Here is a 22,589-nt window from a genome sequence, read left to right as displayed (position 1 = left end):
GCTATAATAAACTATATATGTGTATCTATCTAAATTTTTATTAAAGAAAGTAGGGATTCTGATTATGATGCAGCAATTGCGTAATCCTAAAAATGTAAAACTGGTGTCTCTCTTTGTAGCGGCCATCTTTGTTTTAGGCTGCTTTGCTTTGTCCTTGACTCAAAGCGGCTTTGGCAAAACTGCTTCCGCAGCGTCCAGCGAATCGGCTATCGGCGTGGTAAATTATCAGATGCTGATTTCGCAAAGCCCCGACCTGAAAGGCGTGGACGACGCTATGAAGACGGAAATCGAGAATGCGCAAAAGGATTTTGACGAAAAAAGCAAGGAAATGAACGAGGCCGAAAAGAGACGCTATTATACCCAGATTCAGGAGCGTTTGCAAAATAAGCAGAAGGAGCTTATGGACCCGGTGATTAAAAGCATCGAAGCAACGATTAAAAAAGTAGCCGATAAGAAGGGCTTGTCCGTTGTTGTGGAAAAGAGTACCGTAGTTTACGGCGGCGTGGATATTACGGATGAGGTAGCCAAGGCTTTGCAGTCCGGTAAATAAGGCTTTAGCGCCTTATAAAGATGTTTCTATTTGAGCCGTAGGGCAGATTATCGTGTTGTCGGCATGAGGAGGTTGTCATGGTTGGGAAACGGCTGGGGAAGATAGCCGCTGTAGCAGCAGCGGCCCTGCTGATTTCAGCTTGCGGCGTCAGTAGTTTGGGACAGCAGGATAAGATCGCCGTGGTTAACTGGGAGAGAGCTTTCAGCGAGCATCCGCAATACGGCAAGCTTAAGCAGGGCGAGGGCGTGCTCAAGGATTTGCTGGGAAAACGGCAGGGACAGGAAAAGCTGGCGCAGGCGCAAATGGGCAGCTTGAATAAGCTGCGCAATTTGCGGCAGCTCAGCGAGCACAGCTATTTGACTGCTGACTTTAATACCAGGATGGTAGAGCAGCGGGAAATAGAAAATAAAAAGCTGCAAAGCTTTATCGCCGCAGCCGAGAAGGAAGCGGCAGAGCAGCTGGCTCCGCGGAAAAAGGAAATCGAGGACAGCTATCAGCTGAAAATTTTTAATCTGCGGGCCCTGCTGGAATCCATCAGGCTCAAGCGCGACGAGCGTCAGGCGTTGGAAAAGGAGCTGCAGGAAATGCAGCTGGAACGCGGCCGCCGTATTATGGAGCTGGAGCGGGAACAGCGCGCTTTGGTGGACGCTAAGGTGCGGCCTTACGTGGCGCAGATGCAGCAGCGTATGGCGCAGGCTGCAGAAGCTTACCGCAGCAAAATGCAGTCGCAGCTGTCGGATAAGGACGCCCGGGACAAGGAGCTGATGAGCGCCGCTCCCAAAGCGCTGCAGAACGCATTGGCGATTATGGACCGCGAGATTGCCAAGCAGCAGGATAAGAACGACCGGCTCAAGCAGCAGATTAATAAGGATATTGAAAGTCAGGCTGTGCGTTTGGCCCACGAACGCGGCTATACCATAGTATTTAATCAATATAAGGTTAATCTCAAGGCCGAAGATATAACGGACCTTGTGATCAGAAATCTGAATAAACAATAAAGCAAAGAATATGATAAGCGAGGTTTTGAACATGAAAAAAATAATTGCAGGCTTGCTGGTTGCAGTCTCTATGCTGACCTTTGGCTGCAGCGGCCGCAACGCGGAATTTGGCGTGGTTGATATGAAGCAGGTGGAAACGGAAGCTCCCGTAGTTAAAAACACTAAGGAAGACGTAACCAAGCAGATGACCGACTTAAAGGCGCAAATGGATAAGGATATGGAAGGCAAGAACGGCGAAGAAGCCGCCAAGATTGCCGAGGATTACGGCGCTAAGGCCAAGCTGATTCAAAGCGAGGCACAGAATAAGCTGAAGGCCAGCCTGGATACCGCTCTTAATCAGGTAGCTAAGGAAAAGAATTTAGGCGCTATTATGATTAAAGAAGCCGTTCCTCAAGGCGGCACCGACGTTACTAAAGAAGTCATTGCCAAAATGCAATAAAGCGCACCCTGAGCGGGCGGGTTGGCCCGTCCGCTTTTCGTGTTCAGTAAAATATTTTGCTGGCGCGATGTATTTGATGGAGGTTTGAAATGGAGAAGAGTGTACAAGAATTAGCAAAATTTTTACATGGCACAGTGGAGCATGATAATCCGGAGCTGAAGATTACCGGCGTAAACGGTTTGGTAGAAGCCGGCCCGCAGGATATATCTTTTGCCGTACCGCCCCATGTGGAGCATTGCCATTTAAGCAAGGCCGGCGTTATGGTGCTCAGTCCTGCTGACCCGGAACTGGACGGGCGTCCTGTTATTCGCGTGGAAAATCCCCGCGCCGCTTTTGCCGCACTGCTGGAACTGTTCCGCCCGCAGGAGGATGTGGAGCGCGTAATCAGCCCTTTGGCCTATGTTTCTCCGAAGGCTAAGATCGGCAGCAACGTGGCTGTGCAGCCCTTTGCCGTCGTAGAGGACGGAGCTGAGATTGGCGACGGCTGTGTGCTTTATCCTCACGCCTATGTGGGCAAGCGCGTAAAAATGGGCAAGGATTGTACGCTTTATCCTAATACCACTGTGCGTGAGGACTGCGTGCTGGGCGACCGCGTAATTTTGCAGTCCGGCGCCGTTATCGGCGGCGACGGCTTTGGCTATATTACCCAAAACGGCAAGCACAGCAAGGTGCTGCAGACCGGTAACGTAATTTTGCAGGACGATGTGGAAATCGGCAGCAATACCTGTATTGACCGGGCTACGGTGGACAGCACTATCGTAGGCAAGGGCACTAAAATCGATAATCTGGTACACTTGGGGCACAACGATATTCTGGGCGAGAATTGCCTGGTAGTGGCTCACGTGGGCATTTCCGGCAGCGTAACCGTGGGCAATAATGTTACCTTCGCCGGACAGGTCGGTACGGTTGGACATATTACCATCGGCAATAACTGCGTCTTTGGCGGCAGAACGGGCATTACCAACGACGTGCCCGATAATTCCGTGATGGGAGGCTTCCCTGCCATGCCCATGAAGGAATGGCTGCGCCAGGAGGCCAATGTGCGCAAGGTGGGAGATATGTTCAAGCGCCTTAAAGCTCTGGAAAAGGAATTGGCGCAATTGAAAAAATAAACGATGGCCGGCGCGCAAGCAAGTGCCAGGAGCATAGCAGCAGTGCGCGCCGAGCGTGAGGTAAAGTGTTTGGTTATTATACTGTAAAATTTTTCAGCAAATTGATGTGTATTCTGCCTGCCTGCCTGCGGAATTTATTCGCAGCCTTTCTGGGCAGGGTGGCCGTTTTGGTGGTGCCCTGCTGGCGTTTGCAGATGGCGGCTGCCAACGTGCAGGAATGCTTGGGCGTGGACGCTAAAAGAGCGCGGCAGATAGCCGAGGACAGCCTGCATCGTTTTGGGCGTATGGTGGTCGAGGTGCTGCGTTTTCCATTGCTCAATAAAGACAATATTCATGAGCTGGTGCAGGTTGAAGGGCTGGAATATCTGGAACGGGCCTACGCCGAGGATAAGGGCGTTATTATGTGTACGGGCCATTACGGCAACTGGGAGCTTTTGGGCGCTACGGTAGCGCTGCACGGCTATCCCATGCTGTCCATTACCCGCAAGCAGAACAATAGCTATATGGATAAGGCTATTAACGAGTTCCGCCAGATGGTGGGACAGAAGGTAACGTATAACCGCGGCGGTCACGGCTTGCTGGCTATCAGCAGAATGCTTAAGGAAAAGCATCTGTTGGGCGTGCTGTACGATCAGGATACTAACGACGACGGCGTGGAAATCGAGCTGTTCGGCAAGCGCTCCATTATACCCTTGGGAGCTGCGGCTTTGTCCCGTATTTACGGCTCGCCGATTTTGCCTATCTTTTTGCATAATAACGACGACGGTACCTGCACGGCTAAAATCTATCCGCCGCTGTACACGCCGCGGACTAAGGATAAGCAGCAGGATTTTTACGATGTTACTAAAAAGCTGGTGGACGTTTTAGAGCAGGAGATCACAGCCCATCCGGAAATGTGGTTTTGGGTGCATGATCGCTGGAAGGACGGCAAGCAGCGATTTGGCAGGAAAAAATAAATGATAATAAGGAGGATGAAGATGTCCGAGCAAAATAAAGCAAGGCAGCATACCATCGCCAAAGAGGTTTCCTATTCGGGAATCGGGCTTCATTCCGGCAAGGATGTGCTGATGACCTTTAAGCCGGCTGCCGCCGGTGCAGGCATTATTTTTGTGCGCACCGACCTTCCGGGGCGTCCGGAAATCAAAGCGCTTGCAGAAAACGTCAGCTCCACGGTGAAGGCTACCACTTTGAGCGCTAACGGCGCCGAGGTTTTTACGGTCGAGCATTTGATGAGCGCCTTAGCCATGATGGCTATCGATAATATTTATATTGAAATGTCTTCCCCTGAACCGCCGGTAACGGACGGCAGCGCCAAGGTTTTCTGCGAGCTGCTGGAGAAGGCCGGCCTGCAGGAGCAGGAGGCGGAGCGCGAGGTTTATGCCGTAGATAAAGCGTTTACAGTATACGACGGGGACCGTTACATCGCCGTGCTGCCCTATGACGGCTACAGAATTTCCTTTACCTCTATTAATAAGCATCCTATGCTGGGCACCCAGTATTTTGATATTCTTTTGGATAAGGAAAGCTATAAAAAGGAAATTATGCCTGCCCGCACAGTGGCCTTTACCCATGAGCTGGAAATGCTGCGCAAAATGGGCTTGGGCCTGGGTGGTTCCTTGGAAAATGTGGTTGTTTTTGACGAGAATAAGATTCTTTCCGTGCCGCGTTTTGAGGACGAGCTGATTCGTCATAAAATCCTTGATGTGATTGGCGACCTGTATCTTTTAGGCCCCATTAAGGCGCATGTTATCGCCGTAAAAACTGGGCACGCCTTTAATTCGCAAATCGCTAAGCAGATTCAGGCTTATAGAACAAAGGAGGAGTAAATCATGACCGTTCTGGATATTAACGAAATAAAAAAGATTCTGCCCCATCGTTATCCTATGCTGCTGGTGGACCGTATTTTGGAGATAGAGCCGATGAAACGCGCTGTAGGTATCAAAAATATTACGGCTAACGAAATGCAGTTTTTAGGTCATTTCCCCAATGAGCCCATTATGCCCGGCGTATTGCTGATTGAAGCTATGGCGCAGGTTGGCGGCGTAGCTATGCTGTATCCCGAAGAAAACCGCGGCAAAATCGCCGTTTTTGCTAAAATTGATAATGTGCGCTTCCGCAAGCAGGTAGTGCCCGGCGATCAGGTTGTAACTACCGCCGAGGTAACGAAGATTATGCGCGGGAATATGGGCATTATCCATTGCGAGGGTAAGGTGGACGGCAAGGTGGCCTGCGAATGCGACTGCACTTTTGCTATCATGGACCCGAAAAATTAAAACGCGAGAAAATTATCAAACAAGCAGAAATAAGTAGTATAAACGAGCTAGACGGCTTATTTCAGATTAAATTAAGGATAAATGCTGTTTTTACCCTGTGAAAAAAGTTTGTCGGCTGTGATTATAGTATTATATTTGAATTTAATTGTTTGATTAATTTTTTGGGAGTGAAGATAATGAGTTCGATAATAATGCCTGAGAGCGGAATCCATGAAACAGCAATTATCCATCCGAATGCAGTTATTGGGAAGGACGTAAAGGTAGGACCTTATGCCGTTATAGATGAGGATACCGTTATTGGCGACGGATGTGTGATTGGCGCTCATGTTACGATTCATAAATATACTACCGTGGGTAAAAACAACAGATTTTTCCCCGGCTGCTCGATTGGCGCCGTACCGCAGGATTTGAAATTTGTCGGCGAGCAAACGCGGACGATTATTGGCGACGGCGGTACCTTCCGTGAATGCTGTACCGTCAACAGAGCCTGCGGCGAAGGCAACGAAACGCGCATCGGCAATAATATTCTGATGATGGCTTATACTCATGTGGCTCATAACTGCATCGTTGGCAATAACGTAATTATGTCCAACGTAGCTACGCTGGCAGGCCACGTTATTGTGGAGGATCGCGCCGTTATCGGCGGTTTGGCGGCTGTGCACCAGTTCTGCAAAATCGGCCGCAACGCTATGGTAGGCGGCATGGCTCGCGCCTCCCAGGATATTCCGCCGTTTATGATTGTAGCCGGCGACCCGGCCTTTGTTTCCGGTTTGAACAGCGTGGGTCTGGCCCGCGCAGGTATGCCGCAGGAGGAACGCAGCGAGCTGAAAAAGGCTTTCCGCATTCTGTACCGCAGCGGCCTGCCCTTGCAGGAGGCTATTGCTACCATGGAAGCGGAGCTTAACAGCTGCGAGCCGATAGAGCATTTGATGCGCTTCCTGCGCACTGTGGAGCGCGGTATTATCCGCACCCGCAAGGGCTGATGGTCATGGAAGTTTTAGGCGTACTTTCCGGCATTGGGCATCTGCCGGTGGAGGTGGCGCGGTCTGCCAAGAGCCTGGGCTATGAGGTTGTAGCCGTAGGCGTGGTTCCCGGCATCGACGAGGAGCTGGCGGATAGCGTTGACTTTTATTACGATATCAATATCGGTAAAATAGGTAAAATTATTTCCACGCTGAAAAAGCATAAAGTTACCCGCGTGACCATGATCGGCAAGGTGACGAAGGAGGTTCTGTATAAGGCAGGCGCTATCGTTCCCGATCTGCGGGCTATTAAAATTTTAGCCAGCGTGCCCGACCGCAAGGACGATACTATTATGAACGCTATCGTTAAGGAGCTGGAGGGCGAGGGCATCGAGGTTATGGATCAGACAGTGCTGATCAAGCCGCTGCTGCCGCAGCCCGGCGTGCTGACTAAGCGCAAGCCTACGGAGGCAGAGCTGGCCGATATGGAATTCGGCTTTGAAATGGCAAAGGCTATCGGCGGGCTGGACATTGGTCAGACTGTGGTGGTTAAAAACCGCGCAGTGATGGCGGTGGAGGCTATCGAAGGCACGGATGCCTGCATTCTGCGCGGCGGCTATTTAGGCAAGGGCGGCGTTATTGTGGCTAAGGCTGCTAAGCCGTCCCAGGATCAGCGCTTCGATATTCCCGGATTCGGCACCAAAACCATGGAGTCCATGATTTACGCGGGAGCTACCGGCATTGTCATTGAAGCCGGCAATACTCTGGTTGTGGAGCGTGAAAAGGTCATTTCTTTGGCTGATAAGCACAATATTACTATTCTGGTTAAATAAATATCGTAAAAATTTCGCATTTCTTAGCGGTTGGCAGCTTATGTCAGCCGCTTTTTGTGTTATAATATATACTGAATATGTGTAGGTTGTAACGAGGAGTTATTATGGCGAAAATTCTCATATCCGCCGGTGAAGCCTCCGGCGATATTCATGCAGCGGCAGTTACCGCTGCCATAAAAAGTATAGACAGCGAAGCGCAGATCTTTGGCATGGGCGGCGACGCTTTGCGTGCAGCGGGCGGCGAGGTGCTGTTCGACATTAAGGACCACGGCGTCATGGGCTTTGTGGAGGTTATCCGCAAGCTGCCGGATTTGTTCAAGCTGCGCAGCGACTTCGGCAGGGTTATGGACGAGTGCAAGCCAGATTGTCTTGTGATAGTCGATTACCCCGGCTTTAATATGAAGCTGGCGAAGCTGGCCCACGATAAGGGCATACCGGTAGTATCTTATATCGCGCCCTCGGCCTGGGCCTGGAATAAGGGCCGCGCCAAGAACGTAGCTAAGCTCGTGGATAAGGTGGCTTGTATTTTTCCCTTTGAATACGACGTATATAAAGAAGCCGGAGCGCCCGTGGAATTTGTCGGGCATCCGCTGCTGGATATAGTGCAGCCTGCTATGACGCGGGAGGAAGCGGCGGCCTGGGCCGGGAAGGAGCCGGGCAAAAGGTTGGTGCTGCTCATGCCGGGCAGCAGGCTGATGGAGATTGAAAAAATGCTGCCTACGCTGCTGGCAGGAGCTAGGATTTTGCAGAAGCAAATGCCGGAGGTACAGTTTGCTATGCCGCGGGCCGGAACAATTCCTTTGGAGCTGCTGCAGAGTAAGATTAAGGAATCCGGTTTGGAGGTTAAAATAACGGAAGGGCATAACTACGATTTATTCAGCGTTGCCGATTTGGCGCTGGCAACCAGCGGTACCGTTACCTTGGAGGCGGCCTTGTGCGGCCTGCCCAGCGTTATTGTCTACCGCACTTCGGCGCTGAACGCGTTTATCGCCCGTTTGGTCATCAACATACCCAATATCGGTTTGCCCAATATTGTGGCAGGCAGGCAGATTCTGCCGGAGCTGCTGCAGGATGATTTTACGCCCGCTAAGCTGGCGGCAGCGGCAGCAGAGCTGCTGGCGCCGGGACGCCGACCGCAGCTGGACGCTGATTTAGCCTATATGAAGCGGCGCTTAGGCGAGCCCGGCGCTGTAGGACGCGTAGCCCAACTAATTTTAAGAATAGCTGAGGAGAAGAAATGAATTTATATTTTCGCGCATTGCAATATATACGCCCCTATATATTCCGCGGCTTGTGCGCCGCTGTCTGCACCGCTATCGCGGCGGGCGGCACGGCATATTTGCCATGGATTATTAAAGATATGGTCGACCAGGTGCTTAAGGAAAAAAACACCGAGATGCTCAATTATATCGTGGTCAGCATTATCGTGGTCTTTGTTATCCGCGGCTTCGCCTATTATGGGCAAAGCTATTTGATGAACTACGTAGGCCAGCGTGTGATTATCGATATCCGTAAAGCTGTTTTTGAAAAATTACAGCGCTTGAGCCTGACCTTTTACGATAAAAACAAAACCGGTACCATTATGAGCTATGTAACCAACGACGTTAGCGCTTTACAGTCCGCTATGGTGGAAAACGTGGTGGAAATGGTAACGGAAAGCGTTATTCTTATTGCGTCCATCGTGATGATGGTTTATCTGGACTGGCGCTTGTTTTTAGTTACCTTCAGTACCTTTCCTGTCGTGCTGCTGTTTATCGATTGGTTTGGTAAAAGGATACGTAAATCGGGCAGCCGCATCCAGGAGGCCACGGCGGATATTACGTCAGTCCTGCAGGAAACGGTTTCTTCGGCCAGAGTTATTAAGTCCTTTGTTCGTGAAAGTTACGAAGTGGGGCGTTTTGAACGCGAAAACCTCAATAACTTCCGCGCTAATATGAAATATGCGCAGTTGTCGGCCACGCTGACGCCGACCATCGAGTTTGTGGCGGCTGTAGGCGTAACCATTATTTTGTGGTACGGCGGCAACAGCGTTATTGACGGCAAGATTACGGCAGGCAGCCTAGTTGCCTTTTTGACTTACGCTGTTAATATTTCCAATCCGATTAAGCGCTTGAGCCGCGTTATCGGCAATATCCAAAAAGCGCTGGCCGCAGCGCAGCGCGTTTTTGACGTGCTGGATTTGCCGGAAACTATTAAAAACGCGCCGGACGCTAAGGCGCTGCCCATGGTAAAGGGTAACGTAAGCTTTAACGATGTTACCTTCGCTTATAATCCCGGCGAGGTAGTATTGAAACATGTCAGCTTTGACGTAAAGCCGGGCGAAATGATTGCGTTTGTCGGTCCTTCGGGCGCAGGCAAGTCTACGGTTGCCAGCCTGCTGCCGCGTTTTTACGATGTAACGGAAGGCAGTATTACTATAGACGGGCACGATATCCGCAGTGTGACGCTCAGTTCCCTGCGCGAGCAGGTAGGCATTGTGCCGCAGGAAACGGTGCTGTTTAACGGCAGTGTGTACGATAATATTTTATACGGACGCCTGGACGCTACTAAGGAAGAAATTGAGGCTGCGGCCAAGGCGGCTAACGCTCATAATTTTATTATGGAATTGCCGGACGGGTATGAAACTATGCTGGGCGACCGCGGCGTCAATATTTCCGGCGGGCAGCGCCAGCGTATTTCCATCGCGCGGGCTATTTTGAAAAACCCGCAAATCCTTATTTTGGACGAAGCAACCTCCGCCTTGGATACGGAAAGCGAGCGCGTAGTGCAGGAGGCGCTGGACAGGCTGATGGTGGGTAGGACATCCTTCGTTATCGCTCATCGTTTGTCCACGATAAAGAACGCCGATAAAATTATGGTTTTGGAAAAAGGCTGCCTGGCGGAAGTGGGCACGCACGACGAGCTCATGGCTAAGGACGGCTTGTACGCCCATCTTTATAAAATCCAGTATCGCAGCAAAGAAGCCGATTAAGGCGAAAAGAGGTTAGTACATGTATCTTCTGTATAATATTCTTATTTTAATAGTGCTGGTAATTTTTGTAATACCTTACTATACCTATCGCCTGTTTACGGAAAAGGGCTTTGCGCTGCGCTTCAAGCAGCAGGTCTTTGGCCGCATCAATAGCGAGGAGATAGCCAAGGTAATGCGCAAGGACTGCGTGTGGATTCACGGCGCGTCCGTAGGAGAAATTGTCGCTACCAGCCCCTTGGTTAAGCAAATACGCAAGGAAATGCCGGACAGGCCGGTTTTAGTATCCGCTTTTACTGTGGGCGGCTATAATATGGCTAAGCAAATCATTCCCGAAGCGGACGCTATTATTTACTTCCCCTTGGATTTGCCCTTTGTGGCCGAATCCTTGGTGAAGCGTATTCATCCCGGTGTATTTATGCCGGTAGAAACGGAGCTGTGGCCTAATTTCCTGCGGGCTATCCGTGAGCGTCACATTCCTGTAATGATGGTCAACGGACGTATTTCGGAAAAATCCGTGAAAAACTACAGATATCTTTACGGCATTTGGGACGATATGCTGAACACTGTCAGCCGTTTCTGCATGCAGTCCAGCATTGACGCCGATTATATCGCGCATTTGGGCGCAGACCGCAAAAAAATCTTCGTTACCGGCAATACAAAATTTGACCAGACCTATGCGGAGGTAACTCCTGAGGATTTGGAAAAATATCGTTTGGAGTTGGGGCTGAAAGAGGATTATCCTGTGATTGTGGCAGGCTCTACTCACCCTGGTGAGGAGAAGGTTCTGCTGGAATCCTTTAAGGCTGTGCGTGAAACCTATCCCCATGCCCGTCTGGTAATCGCCCCACGTAAAACGGCTCGCGCCGACGAAATTGCCAAGCTGGCGGCGCATTACGGCTATGAAGCAGGCTATCGCTCTAAAATGCTGGAGCAGCAGGGCGAGCGAGCAGAATATCCGCTGCTGCTTATCGATACTATCGGCGAGCTGGGTCGCATTTATGCCGTGGGCGATGTGATCTTTGTCGGCGGCTCCTTCAGTAACACCGGCGGTCATAACGTGCTGGAGCCTGCGGCTCATGCCAAGCCGATTTTGGTAGGCCCCAGTATGCAAAACTTTAAGGATTCCTACGCTTTGCTCAGCAAGGTAAAGGCCTGCAAAATGGTGCACAGTCAGGCGGAGTTGACCAGCGAAATGCTGGATATTCTGCAGAACGGCGAGCGCCGGGCGCAAATGGGTGCGGCCTCCCTGCAGGTCATCAAAGAAAACCGCGGCGCTGATGTGCGCAGCATCCGCTACTTAAAGGAGCTGCTGGACCTGACGGCCGTGCCGGCGCGGGAATACGCCGTTTATCCTGTCAATACCCGCAATCTTACGGACGAGGGCGGCGCGCGGCTGCGTCACGGCGATGCGGTAATCCAATATATTTATCAGATTGCTTACGGGCCGGAAACGCCTTTCATGGGCTGGCTGCTGCTGGCCGTGCTGCGGGGCATGTCTTATTTGTATGAATTCGGCGTGTGCTGTAAGCTGAATATGTATGAATCCGGCTTATTAAAGAGGGAAAAGCTGAACTGCTGCGTAATTTCCATTGGTAATATTACTGTCGGCGGTACGGGCAAAACCCCCACGGCGCAGAAGGTTGCGGCGCTTATTAAGGACATGGGCTACCGCGTTGTTATCCTGAACCGTGGCTATCGTTCTCACTGGGGCAAGGAGCTGGGCGTCGTATCCGACGGCAATAAAATATTTATGACGGCTTATGAGGCAGGCGACGAGGCCTACCTGATGGCGAAAACATTGCCGGGTATTCCGGTTATTATCGGTAAAAACCGCGCCGTTACCGGCCGTTACGCCGTGAATAAGCTGAAGGCCGAGGTTATCATCATGGACGACGGCTATCAGCATTGGCAGCTGGAGCGCAATCTTGATATGGTATTAGTGGACACTTTGAATATGTTCGGTAACGGCTGCGTACTGCCGCGCGGCACCTTGCGTGAGCCTTTGCAAAACTTAGCTCGCGGCGACCTGTTCCTGCTGACTAAGACGGACCAGAGCAGCAAGCTGAGCCGCATACAGCTGCGCAATATTATCGCCAAGTACAACGCCGAGGCTCCGGTAGTAGAGAGCGTGCATCATCCGAAAAACTTTGTGGAAATCGCCGATTGGTATAAGGGCATTTCCGAAAATATTAAGGATTTGGACGAGCTGCGCGGCAAGGATGTTATGGTCTTTTCCGCTATCGGCAATCCGTCCTCCTTTGAACAAACGCTGTCCAGCATCGGCCTGAATATTTTGGAGTCGGTGCGTTATCCCGACCACCACGATTACGGTATGCTGGAAATGCAGTACATTAACGAACGCGCCAGCAGCTTGAAAGCTGTGGCCATGATTGCTACGGCGAAGGACGCCGTTAAGATTCCTACCGAATTTATTTATTCAACCCGCGAAATACCGCTGTATATCCTGAACATGGATATCTGCATTACCGAGGGTATGGATAAGTTCAAAGAATATATTAATAATGCCATTAAAAAGGAGCTTGATAAATAATGAAGGTGTTATGTGTCATTCCCGCCCGTTACGCTTCGACCCGGCTGCCGGGCAAGCCCTTGTCTTTGATTGCCGGTAAGCCGATGATTCAGCGCGTTTATGAGCGCGCTTGTCAGGCCACGCTGCCGGACGAGGTAGTGGTGGCTACGGATAACGAGCTGGTGCAAAAGGCTGTGGAAAGCTTCGGCGGTAAGGTTATGATGACCTCTCCCGACCATCCAAGCGGTACCGACCGTTTGGCCGAGGTGGTGCTGAGCTATCCTGACGCCGACGTTATCGTTAATGTACAGGGTGACGAGCCCATGCTGCCGCCGGAGGTCATCGACCGTTTAGCGGAAGCTTTTGCTGATGAAAATTTGCAGATGGCAACCTTGAAAACTGTTATGCGCGAGGAGGAATATGATAATCCGGCCGCCGTTAAGGTTGTTACCGATTTAAACGGCTATGCGCTGTATTTTTCTCGCAGCCTGCTGCCCTATCCCCGCAAAAAGCCGGAGGATTTCAAGGTCTTTAAGCATGTGGGCGTTTACGCCTACCGCCGCAGCTTTTTGCTGAAATATGCCGCCTTGACGCCGACGCCGCTGGAAAGAGCGGAAAGCCTGGAGCAGCTGCGCGCGTTGGAAAACGGTTATAAAATTAAGGTTTTGGAAAGCGATTTTCAAGGTATCGGCGTAGATACGCCGGAGGATTTGGCGGCAGTCAACGAGCTGTTTGCTAAAATGAATAAATAAAGGAGGCTGACTATGCAGATAGTTAAAGTTGGAAATTATGAGGTAGGACAGGGTCATCCTCTGATGCTGATGGCCGGCCCCTGCGTTTTGGAGGGCTACGAGCGCAGCCTGACGATTGGCCGGCGCACGAAGGCTATTTGTGCTAAGCTGGGGATTCCCTATGTGTTTAAGGCTTCATTTGATAAAGCCAACCGTTCTTCCTATGCCTCCTTTCGCGGGCCCGGCATTGACGAAGGCTTGAAAATTTTAGCGCAGATTAAGGCAGATTTGGGCGTACCTGTGGTTACGGATATCCACGAGCCCTGGCAGGCAGAAAAGGCCGCCGAGGTGGCTGATATTCTGCAAATTCCGGCTTTCCTGTGCCGTCAGACCGATTTGGTATGGGCCGCTGCGAAAACCGGCAGAACAATCAACGTAAAAAAGGGGCAGTTCCTTGCGCCTTGGGATATGAAGAATGTCGTAAAAAAGGTGGAGGAAGCAGGCAATCGTAATTTGCTGCTGACGGAACGCGGCGCCAGCTTCGGCTATAATACGCTGGTGACGGATATGCGCGGTCTGGCAATTATGCGCGAGCTGGGCTATCCTGTAGTAATGGACGCTACCCATAGCGTACAAATTCCCGGCGGCCAGGGCACGTCCAGCGGCGGTCAGAGCCAGTATGTGCCCCATATGGCGCGGGCCGCTGCGGCAGTTGGCATCGATGCGCTGTTCCTGGAGGTACACGATAATCCGGCGGAGGCTTTGTCCGACGGACCCAATATGGTGCGTTTGGACGCTTTGGAAAAGCTGCTGGCCGACGTTCTCGCTATTGATAAAATTGTGCGCGGTTAAGCTGTAGAAAGGTGGCGGCAGATATGGAAGCAATGCTGGAGCATGCGCAGGAGGTTCTGCGCATGGAAGCGGAGGCCGTGCTGGAGCTAGTGCCTCGGATAGATAAAAACTTTGCAGCGGCAGTAAGCCTGATTTTGGAGTGTCAGGGCCGCACGGTAATTACCGGTATGGGCAAAAGCGGCTTGATTGGCCGCAAGATGGCGGCTACGCTGGCCAGCACCGGCACGCCGTCCTTTTACCTGCACCCTGCCGAAGGCATTCACGGCGATTTGGGCATGGTAACCTGTCACGATGTGGTTATCGCTCTGTCCAACAGCGGCGAGACGGGCGAGGTGCTTAATATTCTGCCGTCCCTGCGCCGTATTGGCGCGAAAATCATCGCTATGGTGGGCAATGCCAATTCCACGTTGGGACGCAATGCGGACGTTATTTTAAATGTGGGCGTTACTAAAGAGGCCTGCCCCTTAGGGTTGGCGCCTACCAGCAGCACGACGGCGGCGCTGGCCTATGGCGACGCTTTAGCCTTGGCGCTGCTGCAAAAGCATAATTTTACGGCCAGCCAGTTTGCTATTTTCCATCCGGGCGGCAGCCTGGGACGCAAGCTGCTGCTGACCGTAGGCAATATTATGCATAAGGGTGAAGAAAACCCCACGGTTTTGGCCGATACGAAGGTGCAGGACGCGCTCTTTGTCATTACGGACAAGGGCTTGGGCGCTGTGTCCGTGGTGGACGAAAACGGTATTATGCAGGGCGTGCTGACGGACGGAGATATCCGCCGCGGGCTCAGCAAGGGCGTGGGCTTCTTGCAGCGTCCGGTTAAGGAGCTGATGACGGCTAATCCTAAAACTATTACGCAGGATAAGCTGGCGGCGCAGGCGTTGCATCTTATGGAAAGCAACCGCCCCAAGCCGATTACGGTGCTGCCGGTTATCGACGAGCAGCGTAAGGTTATCGGTCTGCTGCATATGACCGACCTGGTAAGGCAGGGAGTGGTATAATGGCTGAGCAGGCACAACGGCAGGCTTGGTATCAGGATGGGCTGGGCGCAGAGCATGATTATTTGGCGACATTGAAGCCGCGGCTGGCAAAGCTGCGGCTGCTGGCTCTGGACGTGGACGGCGTACTGACCGACGGTACTATCAATATAGGAGCTAATGGCGAAGTCTTTAAAGGCTTTAACGCCAAGGATGGTCTGGGCATCAGCTGCGCGCTGCGCAGCGGCCTGCAGGTAGCTATTGTTACTGGACGAAAAAGTGAAATTATTCACCGCCGCGCAGAGGAGCTGGGCATTACACTGCTATGCGAGGGCGTGAAGGATAAGTATGCAGCTTTAAGCCAGCTGCGGCAATTCTTGAACCTGCGGCAGGAGCAGGTCGCTTATATGGGGGACGATTTGAACGATTTGCCGGCTTTTAAAGCGGCAGGGCTGAGCCTTGCTCCCCATGACGGCGTTAACGAGGTTTGCGCTGCCGCCGACTATATTACATTGGCTTTTGGCGGCAACGGCGCAGTTCGTGAAGCGGCAGAGCTGATTCTGCGGGCGCAGGGGAAATGGCAATCTTTGGTGGCGGCTTATCTGCATGCCGGACAAGGAGATCGACAATAATGTGGTTGTATTATTTACTGAAAACGATAAGTACGGTAGTGTCCTGGCTGCCCTATAAAGCGGTAGTGGTAATTGGCAAGGGTATGGGCCATTTGTACCATAAGATTGCGAAAAAGCAGCGGCTGCGCGCGGAAGCGACGATTCGCGAATGTCTGGGCTACAGCGAGGAGCAGTCCCAGACCACGATTAAGTCATTGTTCATCAAGCTGGGCATTACCTTTATGGAAATTTTATATATGCCGGCTCTGAATCGTGATAATATCCGTGGCTTAGTAACATTTGACCGGCCTGAGGTGCTGTGGGATGCAGTGCATGAGGGGCACGGCGTGGTTATGCTGGCCTGCCATATGGATAACTGGGAATGGCTGGGAGCAGGCCTGGCGCTGAACGGCTTTCCGCTGAGCGCGGTGGAAAAGCCCCAGCCCAACAGAGTGTACAGCGATTTTATGAACGAGCTGCGCACCGGTGTGGGGCAGGAAATTTTTTCACGCGGTACCAGCGAAATACTGGGCTGTGCCCGCGCTATGAAAAAGGGCCGCATGCTGGGGCTGATTGCCGACCAGGACGGCGGCTACGACGGAATTTTCGTACCCTTTTTGGGCAAGATGGCTTCTACGCCTACGGGCCCCGCTTATTTTGCCCGCAAGTTTAAAGCGCCGATTATTCCTATCTTTATTATTCGTAAGCCTGACGGCTATGGGCATCAGGCTATCGTCCGCGACCCGATTCGCTATAAATTTACCGGCGACCAAAAGGCCGACGATTATAACGTAACCTTGAAGATGACCCAGGAGGTCGAAAAAATCATTAAGGAATACCCCGATAACTGGATTTGGTTCCAGCACCGCTGGAATACGCCGTATACGCCGCCGGAGGAGGAAAAGGAAGCAGATGAAAAATAAAAAGATAGTCCTGTCCATTGCTGCAGGCATCCTCATCGCCGGTGCTGTAATCGCCTGGCTGATGCTGGGCGGCGAAAAGCCCGTGAGCGTTAAGGTGGGCGACGGCGTTAGCGCGCAGCTGAACGCTTCTTTGAAAAACAGCGTCCTGCAGCGGGAAAAGGACGGCAAAAAGCTGTGGCAGTTTACGGTAGAAGAGGTAGTCAACGATAAGCAAAAAAATATGGCGTACCTTAAAGGCATCAAGGGCAAGGTTTTCCGCAGTGACGGTAGCTATTTGGACATTGCAGCGGAAAAGGGCTATGCCGAAATCAATAAAAATGATTTTGCTTTGGAGGGAAATGTTAAGGCCGTGCTGAATACTGGCGGCGAGCTTTACGCAGATAAAATTGTCTGGAGACAGTCGCAGGAGCTGATAACCGGCGAAGGGCATGTAAAAATGCTGAAGGATGCTTGGACTGCTACTGCGGATAAGGCGGTAACTACCAGTGCGTTTAAAAGTGTAAAGCTTAAAGGAAATGCTAAAGTTGTGAAAGGCGGCGAATAAGATGAATTATACTAAGAAAATTTTGCTGACGGCTGCTGCCGCGCTGTTGACGCTGGGGCTGAGCGCTACCTGCCTGGCTGCTGCGGATAATTTCAGCGTGCAGGCCGACGAGCTGGAATATAATTTGCAGACCGGCGAGGGCGAGGCCAAGGGTCATGTGGTTTTACTGCAAAACGGCGGCAAGGCTACGGCTGATTATGCTAAATTTAACAGTAAAACGAAAAGCGGCACATTGATAGGCAACGTTATTGCCGACCGTGAGGATGCGCATATTGTCTGCAATGAATTTATCGCTCATAATGAAAACGATCTTTCCGCTGTAGGCGGCGCAGTTATTACTAAAGCGGGCAAGAGCCTCAGCGCCGATAGAGTGGATTATTATAAGGAGCGTCAGTTTGCGGAAACTATTGGCAGCTGGGCGCGCTTGACCGATGTTGACGGTAGCGTAATGAATGCGGCTAAAATAGATTACGATATGGCGCAGGGCGTAGCCAACGCTTACGGCGGCGTTGATATTGACAGCCCGGCCCGCGACCTGAAGGCTTCTTCTGACAGTGCAGTTTATAAAACGGATAACAGCGGTTATGTGGAGCTTATTGGCAACGCCAAGGCTATGCAGAACGGTAATTCTGTAGCCGGAGATAAGCTGCGTCTGACCAATACCAATGTAGCCGTTGCCGACGGCAATGTAAAAATTCATTACATTCCGGAAAAGCAGCCTGCTGTTCCCGGTAAGGAGCAGCAGGGCGAGCAGGCCACAGCTTAATTAACGGAGGGCACAAGCTTGGTTATTAAAACAGATAATCTTGTCAAGATATATTCAGGACGCCATGTAGTTGACGGCGTCAGCATAAGCGTGGAGCAGGGCAGCGTAGTGGGGCTTTTAGGGCCTAACGGCGCGGGCAAGACGACGACCTTCTACATGATTGTCGGTATTGAAAAGCCTGATTCCGGTAAAGTTACCCTGGACGGCAGGGATATTTCCGGTATGCCCATGTATGAGCGGGCTCGCAACGGTATTGGTTATTTGCCTCAGGAAGCTTCTATTTTCAGCAAAATGACGGTAGAAGACAATATTATGGCGATTTTGGAAACCACATCCCTGGCTGCGGCCGAGCGTGAGGAAAAGATGAACGCTTTGCTGGACGAATTTCGTTTAAACCATGTGCGTAAAAGCGAGGGTAAAGCGCTGTCAGGCGGCGAGCGCCGCCGCGTGGAAATTGCCCGCGCTTTGGCTACCGATCCGGCCTTTATTTTGCTGGACGAGCCTTTCGCCGGTATCGACCCCATCGCGGTTGCCGATATTCAGGGCATGATCGCTCATTTAGCGCAGCGCGGCATTGGCGTATTAATTACGGATCATAATGTGCGCGAAACGCTGAGCATTGTCAATAAGGCCTATATTCTGGCAGAAGGCAAGATTTTGCTGCACGGCGACAGTAAAACTATCGCCAACGATCCTATTGCCAGAAAGTATTACCTTGGCGATAATTTTAGTATGTAGGAGGAAGAAAAGTGGGTTTACGTTTATTAGACCGTTATGTATTAAGGGAACTGCTGTATCCCTTCGTTTTCGGTATCGCCGCTTTCTCCAGTATTTTTATTGCCAGCACCATGCTGTTTAAAATTACTCAGTACATGACTCGTTACGGCGCTTCTCTGGAAACCGTAGGGCGTTTATTCATGTATAATTTGCCGGAGATTATCAATTATACCTTCCCGATGTCCATGCTGCTGGCTGCGCTGATGGCTTTTGGCAAGCTGTCCGGCAGCAGTGAGATTGTGGCTATGAAGGCCGGCGGCGTCAGCTATTACCGCATTGTAGCGCCGGTGCTGGTGGTTGGCTTTATCGTCAGCATGTTTTCTATGGTGTGGGCGGAAAAGGTAGTGCCTGCCTCTAAGGCGGAGGCTTCGAGAATACTTAATGAAGAAATCAGGCATAACAGCAGACCGTCTACCCAAAGCCATATCGTCATCAAAACTATCAGCGGAGATACGCAGCGCGTTACCTACGCCAATAAATTTGACGAAAAGCTTGGCAAAATGACCGATATCACTATCGAAGAATTCAATAAGGGAAGAATATCCCGCATTCAAACGGCCAGAGAGGGCTATTGGGAAAACGGAACCTGGCGCATTGTCAACGGCAATGTTTTCGCTTTAGACGACGAGGAAGGCGTGCAAAGCACGGCGAAGTTTAAGGAGCAAATCATTCCGCTGAACTTTTCTCCCAAGCAGATATCCTGGGAGCAAAAGGACCCGGAGGAGATGACTATTCGCGAGCTGCGGGAATATATTGGCATGCTGGAAAAGCAGCAGACGCCTACCAACAGGCAATGGTGCGAAATATTTATGCGTATCAATATTCCGTTGGCCAGCTTCTTTTTCGCGATGATTGGCGCGTGCTTAGGCACGCAGAAGCAGCGTACCAGCTCGTCCATTGGTTTGGGCATCAGTATCATCGTAATTTTTATTTATTACGCGATCATGACCTTTACCACCGGCTTGGGGAAGGGCGGAGCAATGCCGCCGCTGCTGGCCTGTGCGCTGCCTAATATTTTGTGCCTGTTTACGGGACTGTACTTGATGAAAAAGAAAAACGTATAAGCGAAAGCTGTGCGATAATTTTAGGGAGGCGGTTATTTGGTAGGCATCAGAATGATTATTATTATGGCCATCGTCGGCGGGTTGATCGCGTATATTGCAGATAAAATGGGCAGTAAAATCGGCAAAAAGAAAATGTCCGTTTTTGGCCTGCGTCCCAAATATACTTCTATTTTGCTGACGGTAATCAGCGGTACCATGATTGCCGTGCTGACCATCGGCGTAATGACCATCGCTTCGCAAAGCGCGCGTACCGCGTTGTTCGGTATGGAAAAGCTGCAGCAGGAATTAAAGCTGTTGAACGAAGAAAAGGCCGATGCGGCCGATGCGCTGTCTGAGGCGAAAAATAAAGTGGATGAACAAAATCAGCAGATCAGTATTCTGGACGCGAAGATTAAGGAAAGCACCAGAGAAAACGACGCAATGGACGCTAAACTGGCGCAAATGAATGAGATGTACAGTCAGGCTCAGGCGGAGGTAGCAAGCTTAACTGACGCTAAAGTGCAGCTTACCGGCGAAATAGAAAATCTGGAAAAGACTACCGACGCTTTGCGCAAGGGTATTATCAATATGCGCGAGGGGCAGGTTTATTATCGTGCCGGCGAGATAGTTTACGCCGGGGTAATGCGCGGCGGCCTGAAGCACGAGGAAAATGTGGCGCAAGTTAATTGGTTGCTGCAAAATGCTAATGAGATAGCCTTGCAACGCTTGGGCGTGCAGCAGGAGGAACAGCCTTTGCAGGCTATCTGGATTTCTAAAAATATAGTAACGGACGCTATCAACGCTTTGGACCAAAGCAAGGGCAATCTGTTTTTCCGGATACGCACAGTAGCGAATATCATTGTGGGCGAATTAGTCGTTTGTGAAATTGAAATTTTTGAGAATCAATTTATTTATCCCGACGGCTCTTTGATTTTAAGCCAGGAGTATGCAGATGCTGTTCCGGAGAGCTACGAAAATATTATTATGGCTTTCCTGACTCAGGTAAATCATCGTGCTGTGGAAGCAGGCGTGTTGCCGGATCCGTTGACCGGCAAGGTTGGCAACATGGATGCGGCGACGATGATTGAAACCAGCAACGCTATGCGGCGTACTAACGGTAAATTTACGCTCAGAGCTTATGCCAAGGGAGATATTACTACGGCCGGGCCAGTAAGGGTGCGGCTGGAGGTGCTGCCCGATAATGAATAAGTATTTGGGAATCGACCCAGGACGCAGCAAAACAGGCTTGGCTTTGGTGGCAGCTGACGGCAGTATTCTGGCGCTGCGCATTGCAGTTACGGATAGCATTGCCAGCGAACTGCGCATTTTTGCTGGTCAGGAGCAGCCGGCGCAGATTATTATGGGCGACGGCACTAATAGTAAGGCCATCGGCGTAGCGGTGCAGAAGGTTTTTCCCAATACGGTTTTAGCGCTAGTTGGCGAAGCGCATAGTACGGAGGAAGCGCGCAGCTTGTATTGGCAGGAAAATCCGCCTAAGGGTTGGCGGAGGCTTTTGCCCTTAGGCCTGCAGGTTCCGCCTGAGCCGCTGGACGCTTATGCGGCGGTGGTACAGGTGCGGCGCTGGCTGGCGCAAAATAAGAGTTAGTAGTTTACGGCTATGCAGACGTGAGCAGAAGGCTTGCGCTGCATAGCCGTTTGTACAGAAAAGAGGTAAAATATGCAGAATCTGACCGAAATGAGCAGCAAAATTTTTTTGACGGCTTTGGCTTCGGCAGCGCCCACTCCGGGGGGCGGCGGCCCTGCCGCTATGGCCGGGGCTTTGGCGGCGGCGCTGGCTTCCATGGTGGGTAATCTCACTGTGGGGAAGGAGCGCTTTGCCGCGCAGGAAGCGGAGGTTAAGGAGCTTTTGTCGCAGGCCGAAGCCGCGCGCTCGGAGCTTTTGCAGCTGGCAGAGGACGACGCTAAGGCCTTTGAAAGCTTTATGGCGTGTTACAGGCTGCCGAAAGCGACGGAGGAGGAAAAGGCAGCGCGGACGCAGGCTGTGCGCATGGCAGCAAAGCGGGCGGCGGCGGTGCCGTTAGCCATTGCCCGCACGGCTTTGCTGGCGCTGCAGCTGGCAGACAGGCTGGTGGCGGTTGGCAATCCGGGCGTAATCACCGATGGTGCGTGCAGCGCTTTGCTGGCGCGTGCGGCTTTGCGCTGCGCCGATTATAATGTGCGCATCAATTTACAGCTGACGAAGGACGCGGAGTATAACAAAGCGGTGAGCAGGGAGCTGACGGCTATGCTGGAACAGGCGGCGCTGTTGGAGGCAAGGACGTTGCAGGCCACGGACGCAGCTTTAGCGTAAAAGGCTTGACGGAAGGACGCTTTTAACGTATAATTACATTTATATGGAAAGGTGGCCGAGCGGTTTAAGGCTCTAGTCTTGAAAACTAGCGAGGGCGCAAGCCTTCCGTGGGTTCGAATCCCACCCTTTCCGCCAAATAAAAAATTGTGCAGAAGCTCTTGCCAAAAAGTAAAACTTCTGTTATACTAATATAGTAGTCTAATGGAGTGGTACTCAAGCTGGCTGAAGAGGACGGTTTGCTAAATCGTTAGACGGTTTACCCCGTGCGTGGGTTCGAATCCCACCCACTCCGCCAACACAATAAACGACGGCTTTGTAGAGATAATCTACGAAGCCGTTTTTATTTGCCTAGCAAAAGAAAAGATGGAGTATTAGCTGTATAACTGAGA

Annotated in this window: 24 protein-coding genes and 2 tRNA genes; all 26 read left to right on the top strand. The window is 51.4% G+C overall.

All coding sequences use genetic code 11. The annotated features are described in order from the left end of the window. Positions 1–67: 67 nt before the first annotated feature. The 26 genes from QZ105_RS00915 to QZ105_RS00790 all read left to right on the top strand — a co-directional run bounded on the left by QZ105_RS00915 (position 68) and on the right by QZ105_RS00790 (position 22,495). Positions 68–550, top strand: a complete 483-nt coding sequence (locus QZ105_RS00915) for an OmpH family outer membrane protein (RefSeq protein ID WP_366935941.1) — start codon at positions 68–70, stop codon at positions 548–550. A gap of 77 nt (positions 551–627) precedes the next feature. Beyond that, positions 628–1,548 (top strand): hypothetical protein, encoded by a 921-nt coding sequence (locus QZ105_RS00910; RefSeq protein ID WP_293727967.1) that lies wholly within the window; start codon positions 628–630, stop codon positions 1,546–1,548. 31 nt (positions 1,549–1,579) lie between these two features. Further along, positions 1,580–1,987, top strand: coding sequence for an OmpH family outer membrane protein (locus QZ105_RS00905; RefSeq protein ID WP_293727966.1), 408 nt, complete (start codon positions 1,580–1,582; stop codon positions 1,985–1,987). A gap of 89 nt (positions 1,988–2,076) precedes the next feature. Beyond that, complete coding sequence (lpxD, locus tag QZ105_RS00900; protein WP_293727965.1) at positions 2,077–3,099, top strand: UDP-3-O-(3-hydroxymyristoyl)glucosamine N-acyltransferase; 1,023 nt, start codon at positions 2,077–2,079, stop codon at positions 3,097–3,099. 65 nt (positions 3,100–3,164) lie between these two features. Further along, positions 3,165–4,055 (top strand): lysophospholipid acyltransferase family protein, encoded by an 891-nt coding sequence (locus QZ105_RS00895; protein WP_293727964.1) that lies wholly within the window; start codon positions 3,165–3,167, stop codon positions 4,053–4,055. A gap of 21 nt (positions 4,056–4,076) precedes the next feature. Continuing rightward, on the top strand, positions 4,077–4,925 hold the full coding sequence (gene lpxC, locus QZ105_RS00890) for a UDP-3-O-acyl-N-acetylglucosamine deacetylase (protein ID WP_293727963.1): 849 nt from the start codon (positions 4,077–4,079) through the stop codon (positions 4,923–4,925). Positions 4,926–4,928: 3 nt separating this feature from the next. Next, the gene (gene fabZ, locus QZ105_RS00885) at positions 4,929–5,372 is read left to right on the top strand and encodes a 3-hydroxyacyl-ACP dehydratase FabZ (RefSeq protein WP_293553956.1); all 444 of its coding nucleotides are present in this window, start codon (positions 4,929–4,931) and stop codon (positions 5,370–5,372) included. A 176-nt stretch (positions 5,373–5,548) separates the two neighbouring features. Beyond that, a complete protein-coding gene (gene lpxA, locus QZ105_RS00880) occupies positions 5,549–6,355 on the top strand; it encodes an acyl-ACP--UDP-N-acetylglucosamine O-acyltransferase (RefSeq protein WP_293727962.1) in 807 nt (268 codons plus the stop codon). Positions 6,356–6,360: 5 nt separating this feature from the next. Then, positions 6,361–7,167 carry a UDP-2,3-diacylglucosamine diphosphatase LpxI gene (gene lpxI, locus QZ105_RS00875; RefSeq protein WP_293727961.1) on the top strand — a complete coding sequence of 269 codons (807 nt, stop codon included), beginning with the start codon at positions 6,361–6,363 and terminating at the stop codon, positions 7,165–7,167. Positions 7,168–7,271: 104 nt separating this feature from the next. Further along, positions 7,272–8,408 (top strand): lipid-A-disaccharide synthase, encoded by a 1,137-nt coding sequence (gene lpxB / locus QZ105_RS00870; protein ID WP_293727960.1) that lies wholly within the window; start codon positions 7,272–7,274, stop codon positions 8,406–8,408. Continuing rightward, complete coding sequence (locus QZ105_RS00865) at positions 8,405–10,138, top strand: ABC transporter ATP-binding protein (protein WP_293727959.1); 1,734 nt, start codon at positions 8,405–8,407, stop codon at positions 10,136–10,138. The genes lpxB and QZ105_RS00865 overlap by 4 nt, the downstream gene beginning before the upstream one ends. 19 nt (positions 10,139–10,157) lie before the next feature. Then, positions 10,158–12,689, top strand: a complete 2,532-nt coding sequence (gene lpxK, locus QZ105_RS00860; RefSeq protein ID WP_293727958.1) for a tetraacyldisaccharide 4'-kinase — start codon at positions 10,158–10,160, stop codon at positions 12,687–12,689. After that, entirely contained in the window at positions 12,689–13,420 is a 732-nt protein-coding gene (gene kdsB / locus QZ105_RS00855; RefSeq protein WP_293727957.1) for a 3-deoxy-manno-octulosonate cytidylyltransferase, read from the top strand. Before lpxK ends, kdsB begins: the two co-directional genes overlap by 1 nt. 12 nt (positions 13,421–13,432) lie before the next feature. Continuing rightward, a complete protein-coding gene (gene kdsA / locus QZ105_RS00850) occupies positions 13,433–14,251 on the top strand; it encodes a 3-deoxy-8-phosphooctulonate synthase (protein WP_293727956.1) in 819 nt (272 codons plus the stop codon). Positions 14,252–14,283: 32 nt separating this feature from the next. After that, positions 14,284–15,249 carry a KpsF/GutQ family sugar-phosphate isomerase gene (locus QZ105_RS00845; RefSeq protein WP_366935940.1) on the top strand — a complete coding sequence of 322 codons (966 nt, stop codon included), beginning with the start codon at positions 14,284–14,286 and terminating at the stop codon, positions 15,247–15,249. Further along, a complete protein-coding gene (locus QZ105_RS00840; protein WP_293727954.1) occupies positions 15,249–15,857 on the top strand; it encodes an HAD family hydrolase in 609 nt (202 codons plus the stop codon). The genes QZ105_RS00845 and QZ105_RS00840 overlap by 1 nt, the downstream gene beginning before the upstream one ends. Continuing rightward, on the top strand, positions 15,857–16,759 hold the full coding sequence (locus tag QZ105_RS00835) for a lysophospholipid acyltransferase family protein (RefSeq protein WP_293727953.1): 903 nt from the start codon (positions 15,857–15,859) through the stop codon (positions 16,757–16,759). The genes QZ105_RS00840 and QZ105_RS00835 overlap by 1 nt, the downstream gene beginning before the upstream one ends. Beyond that, complete coding sequence (gene lptC, locus QZ105_RS00830) at positions 16,749–17,303, top strand: LPS export ABC transporter periplasmic protein LptC (RefSeq protein ID WP_293727952.1); 555 nt, start codon at positions 16,749–16,751, stop codon at positions 17,301–17,303. The genes QZ105_RS00835 and lptC overlap by 11 nt, the downstream gene beginning before the upstream one ends. Before the next feature lies 1 nt (position 17,304). Next, entirely contained in the window at positions 17,305–18,069 is a 765-nt protein-coding gene (locus QZ105_RS00825; protein WP_293727951.1) for an LptA/OstA family protein, read from the top strand. A gap of 18 nt (positions 18,070–18,087) precedes the next feature. Next, the gene (gene lptB, locus QZ105_RS00820) at positions 18,088–18,807 is read left to right on the top strand and encodes an LPS export ABC transporter ATP-binding protein (protein ID WP_293727950.1); all 720 of its coding nucleotides are present in this window, start codon (positions 18,088–18,090) and stop codon (positions 18,805–18,807) included. 11 nt (positions 18,808–18,818) lie between these two features. After that, the gene (locus QZ105_RS00815) at positions 18,819–19,910 is read left to right on the top strand and encodes an LptF/LptG family permease (protein ID WP_293727949.1); all 1,092 of its coding nucleotides are present in this window, start codon (positions 18,819–18,821) and stop codon (positions 19,908–19,910) included. Between the two features lie 36 nt (positions 19,911–19,946). Continuing rightward, complete coding sequence (locus tag QZ105_RS00810; RefSeq protein ID WP_293727948.1) at positions 19,947–21,098, top strand: DUF3084 domain-containing protein; 1,152 nt, start codon at positions 19,947–19,949, stop codon at positions 21,096–21,098. Further along, entirely contained in the window at positions 21,091–21,495 is a 405-nt protein-coding gene (locus QZ105_RS00805; RefSeq protein ID WP_293727947.1) for a hypothetical protein, read from the top strand. The genes QZ105_RS00810 and QZ105_RS00805 overlap by 8 nt, the downstream gene beginning before the upstream one ends. Positions 21,496–21,567: 72 nt before the next feature. Continuing rightward, a complete protein-coding gene (locus QZ105_RS00800; RefSeq protein WP_293727946.1) occupies positions 21,568–22,200 on the top strand; it encodes a cyclodeaminase/cyclohydrolase family protein in 633 nt (210 codons plus the stop codon). 45 nt (positions 22,201–22,245) lie between these two features. Continuing rightward, positions 22,246–22,335, top strand: a tRNA-Ser gene (locus QZ105_RS00795). Between the two features lie 68 nt (positions 22,336–22,403). Further along, positions 22,404–22,495: transfer RNA gene (locus tag QZ105_RS00790), tRNA-Ser, on the top strand. Positions 22,496–22,589 lie beyond the last annotated feature (94 nt).

The sequence above is a fragment of the uncultured Phascolarctobacterium sp. genome, assembly GCF_905212365.1.
Classification (GTDB): Bacteria; Bacillota; Negativicutes; order Acidaminococcales; family Acidaminococcaceae; genus Phascolarctobacterium_A.
Note: the sequence above shows the minus strand (reverse complement) of the source record. Positions and strands in the feature narration are given on the sequence as shown.

Bases quoted from the DNA above. Each gene is read 5' to 3' on its own strand.
- fabZ (WP_293553956.1), top strand. From the start codon at position 4,929: ATGACCGTTCTGGATATTAACGAAATAAAAAAGATTCTGCCCCATCGT.
- lpxA (WP_293727962.1), top strand. From the start codon at position 5,549: ATGAGTTCGATAATAATGCCTGAGAGCGGAATCCATGAAACAGCAATT.
- lptC (WP_293727952.1), top strand. From the start codon at position 16,749: ATGAAAAATAAAAAGATAGTCCTGTCCATTGCTGCAGGCATCCTCATC.
- QZ105_RS00845 (WP_366935940.1), top strand. From the start codon at position 14,284: ATGCTGGAGCATGCGCAGGAGGTTCTGCGCATGGAAGCGGAGGCCGTG.
- kdsA (WP_293727956.1), top strand. From the start codon at position 13,433: ATGCAGATAGTTAAAGTTGGAAATTATGAGGTAGGACAGGGTCATCCT.
- QZ105_RS00910 (WP_293727967.1), top strand. From the start codon at position 628: ATGGTTGGGAAACGGCTGGGGAAGATAGCCGCTGTAGCAGCAGCGGCC.
- lpxD (WP_293727965.1), top strand. From the start codon at position 2,077: ATGGAGAAGAGTGTACAAGAATTAGCAAAATTTTTACATGGCACAGTG.
- lpxC (WP_293727963.1), top strand. From the start codon at position 4,077: ATGTCCGAGCAAAATAAAGCAAGGCAGCATACCATCGCCAAAGAGGTT.
- QZ105_RS00840 (WP_293727954.1), top strand. From the start codon at position 15,249: ATGGCTGAGCAGGCACAACGGCAGGCTTGGTATCAGGATGGGCTGGGC.
- kdsB (WP_293727957.1), top strand. From the start codon at position 12,689: ATGAAGGTGTTATGTGTCATTCCCGCCCGTTACGCTTCGACCCGGCTG.
- QZ105_RS00825 (WP_293727951.1), top strand. From the start codon at position 17,305: ATGAATTATACTAAGAAAATTTTGCTGACGGCTGCTGCCGCGCTGTTG.
- QZ105_RS00800 (WP_293727946.1), top strand. From the start codon at position 21,568: ATGCAGAATCTGACCGAAATGAGCAGCAAAATTTTTTTGACGGCTTTG.
- QZ105_RS00915 (WP_366935941.1), top strand. From the start codon at position 68: ATGCAGCAATTGCGTAATCCTAAAAATGTAAAACTGGTGTCTCTCTTT.
- QZ105_RS00805 (WP_293727947.1), top strand. From the start codon at position 21,091: ATGAATAAGTATTTGGGAATCGACCCAGGACGCAGCAAAACAGGCTTG.
- QZ105_RS00905 (WP_293727966.1), top strand. From the start codon at position 1,580: ATGAAAAAAATAATTGCAGGCTTGCTGGTTGCAGTCTCTATGCTGACC.
- lpxI (WP_293727961.1), top strand. From the start codon at position 6,361: ATGGAAGTTTTAGGCGTACTTTCCGGCATTGGGCATCTGCCGGTGGAG.
- QZ105_RS00865 (WP_293727959.1), top strand. From the start codon at position 8,405: ATGAATTTATATTTTCGCGCATTGCAATATATACGCCCCTATATATTC.
- lpxK (WP_293727958.1), top strand. From the start codon at position 10,158: ATGTATCTTCTGTATAATATTCTTATTTTAATAGTGCTGGTAATTTTT.
- QZ105_RS00835 (WP_293727953.1), top strand. From the start codon at position 15,857: ATGTGGTTGTATTATTTACTGAAAACGATAAGTACGGTAGTGTCCTGG.
- lpxB (WP_293727960.1), top strand. From the start codon at position 7,272: ATGGCGAAAATTCTCATATCCGCCGGTGAAGCCTCCGGCGATATTCAT.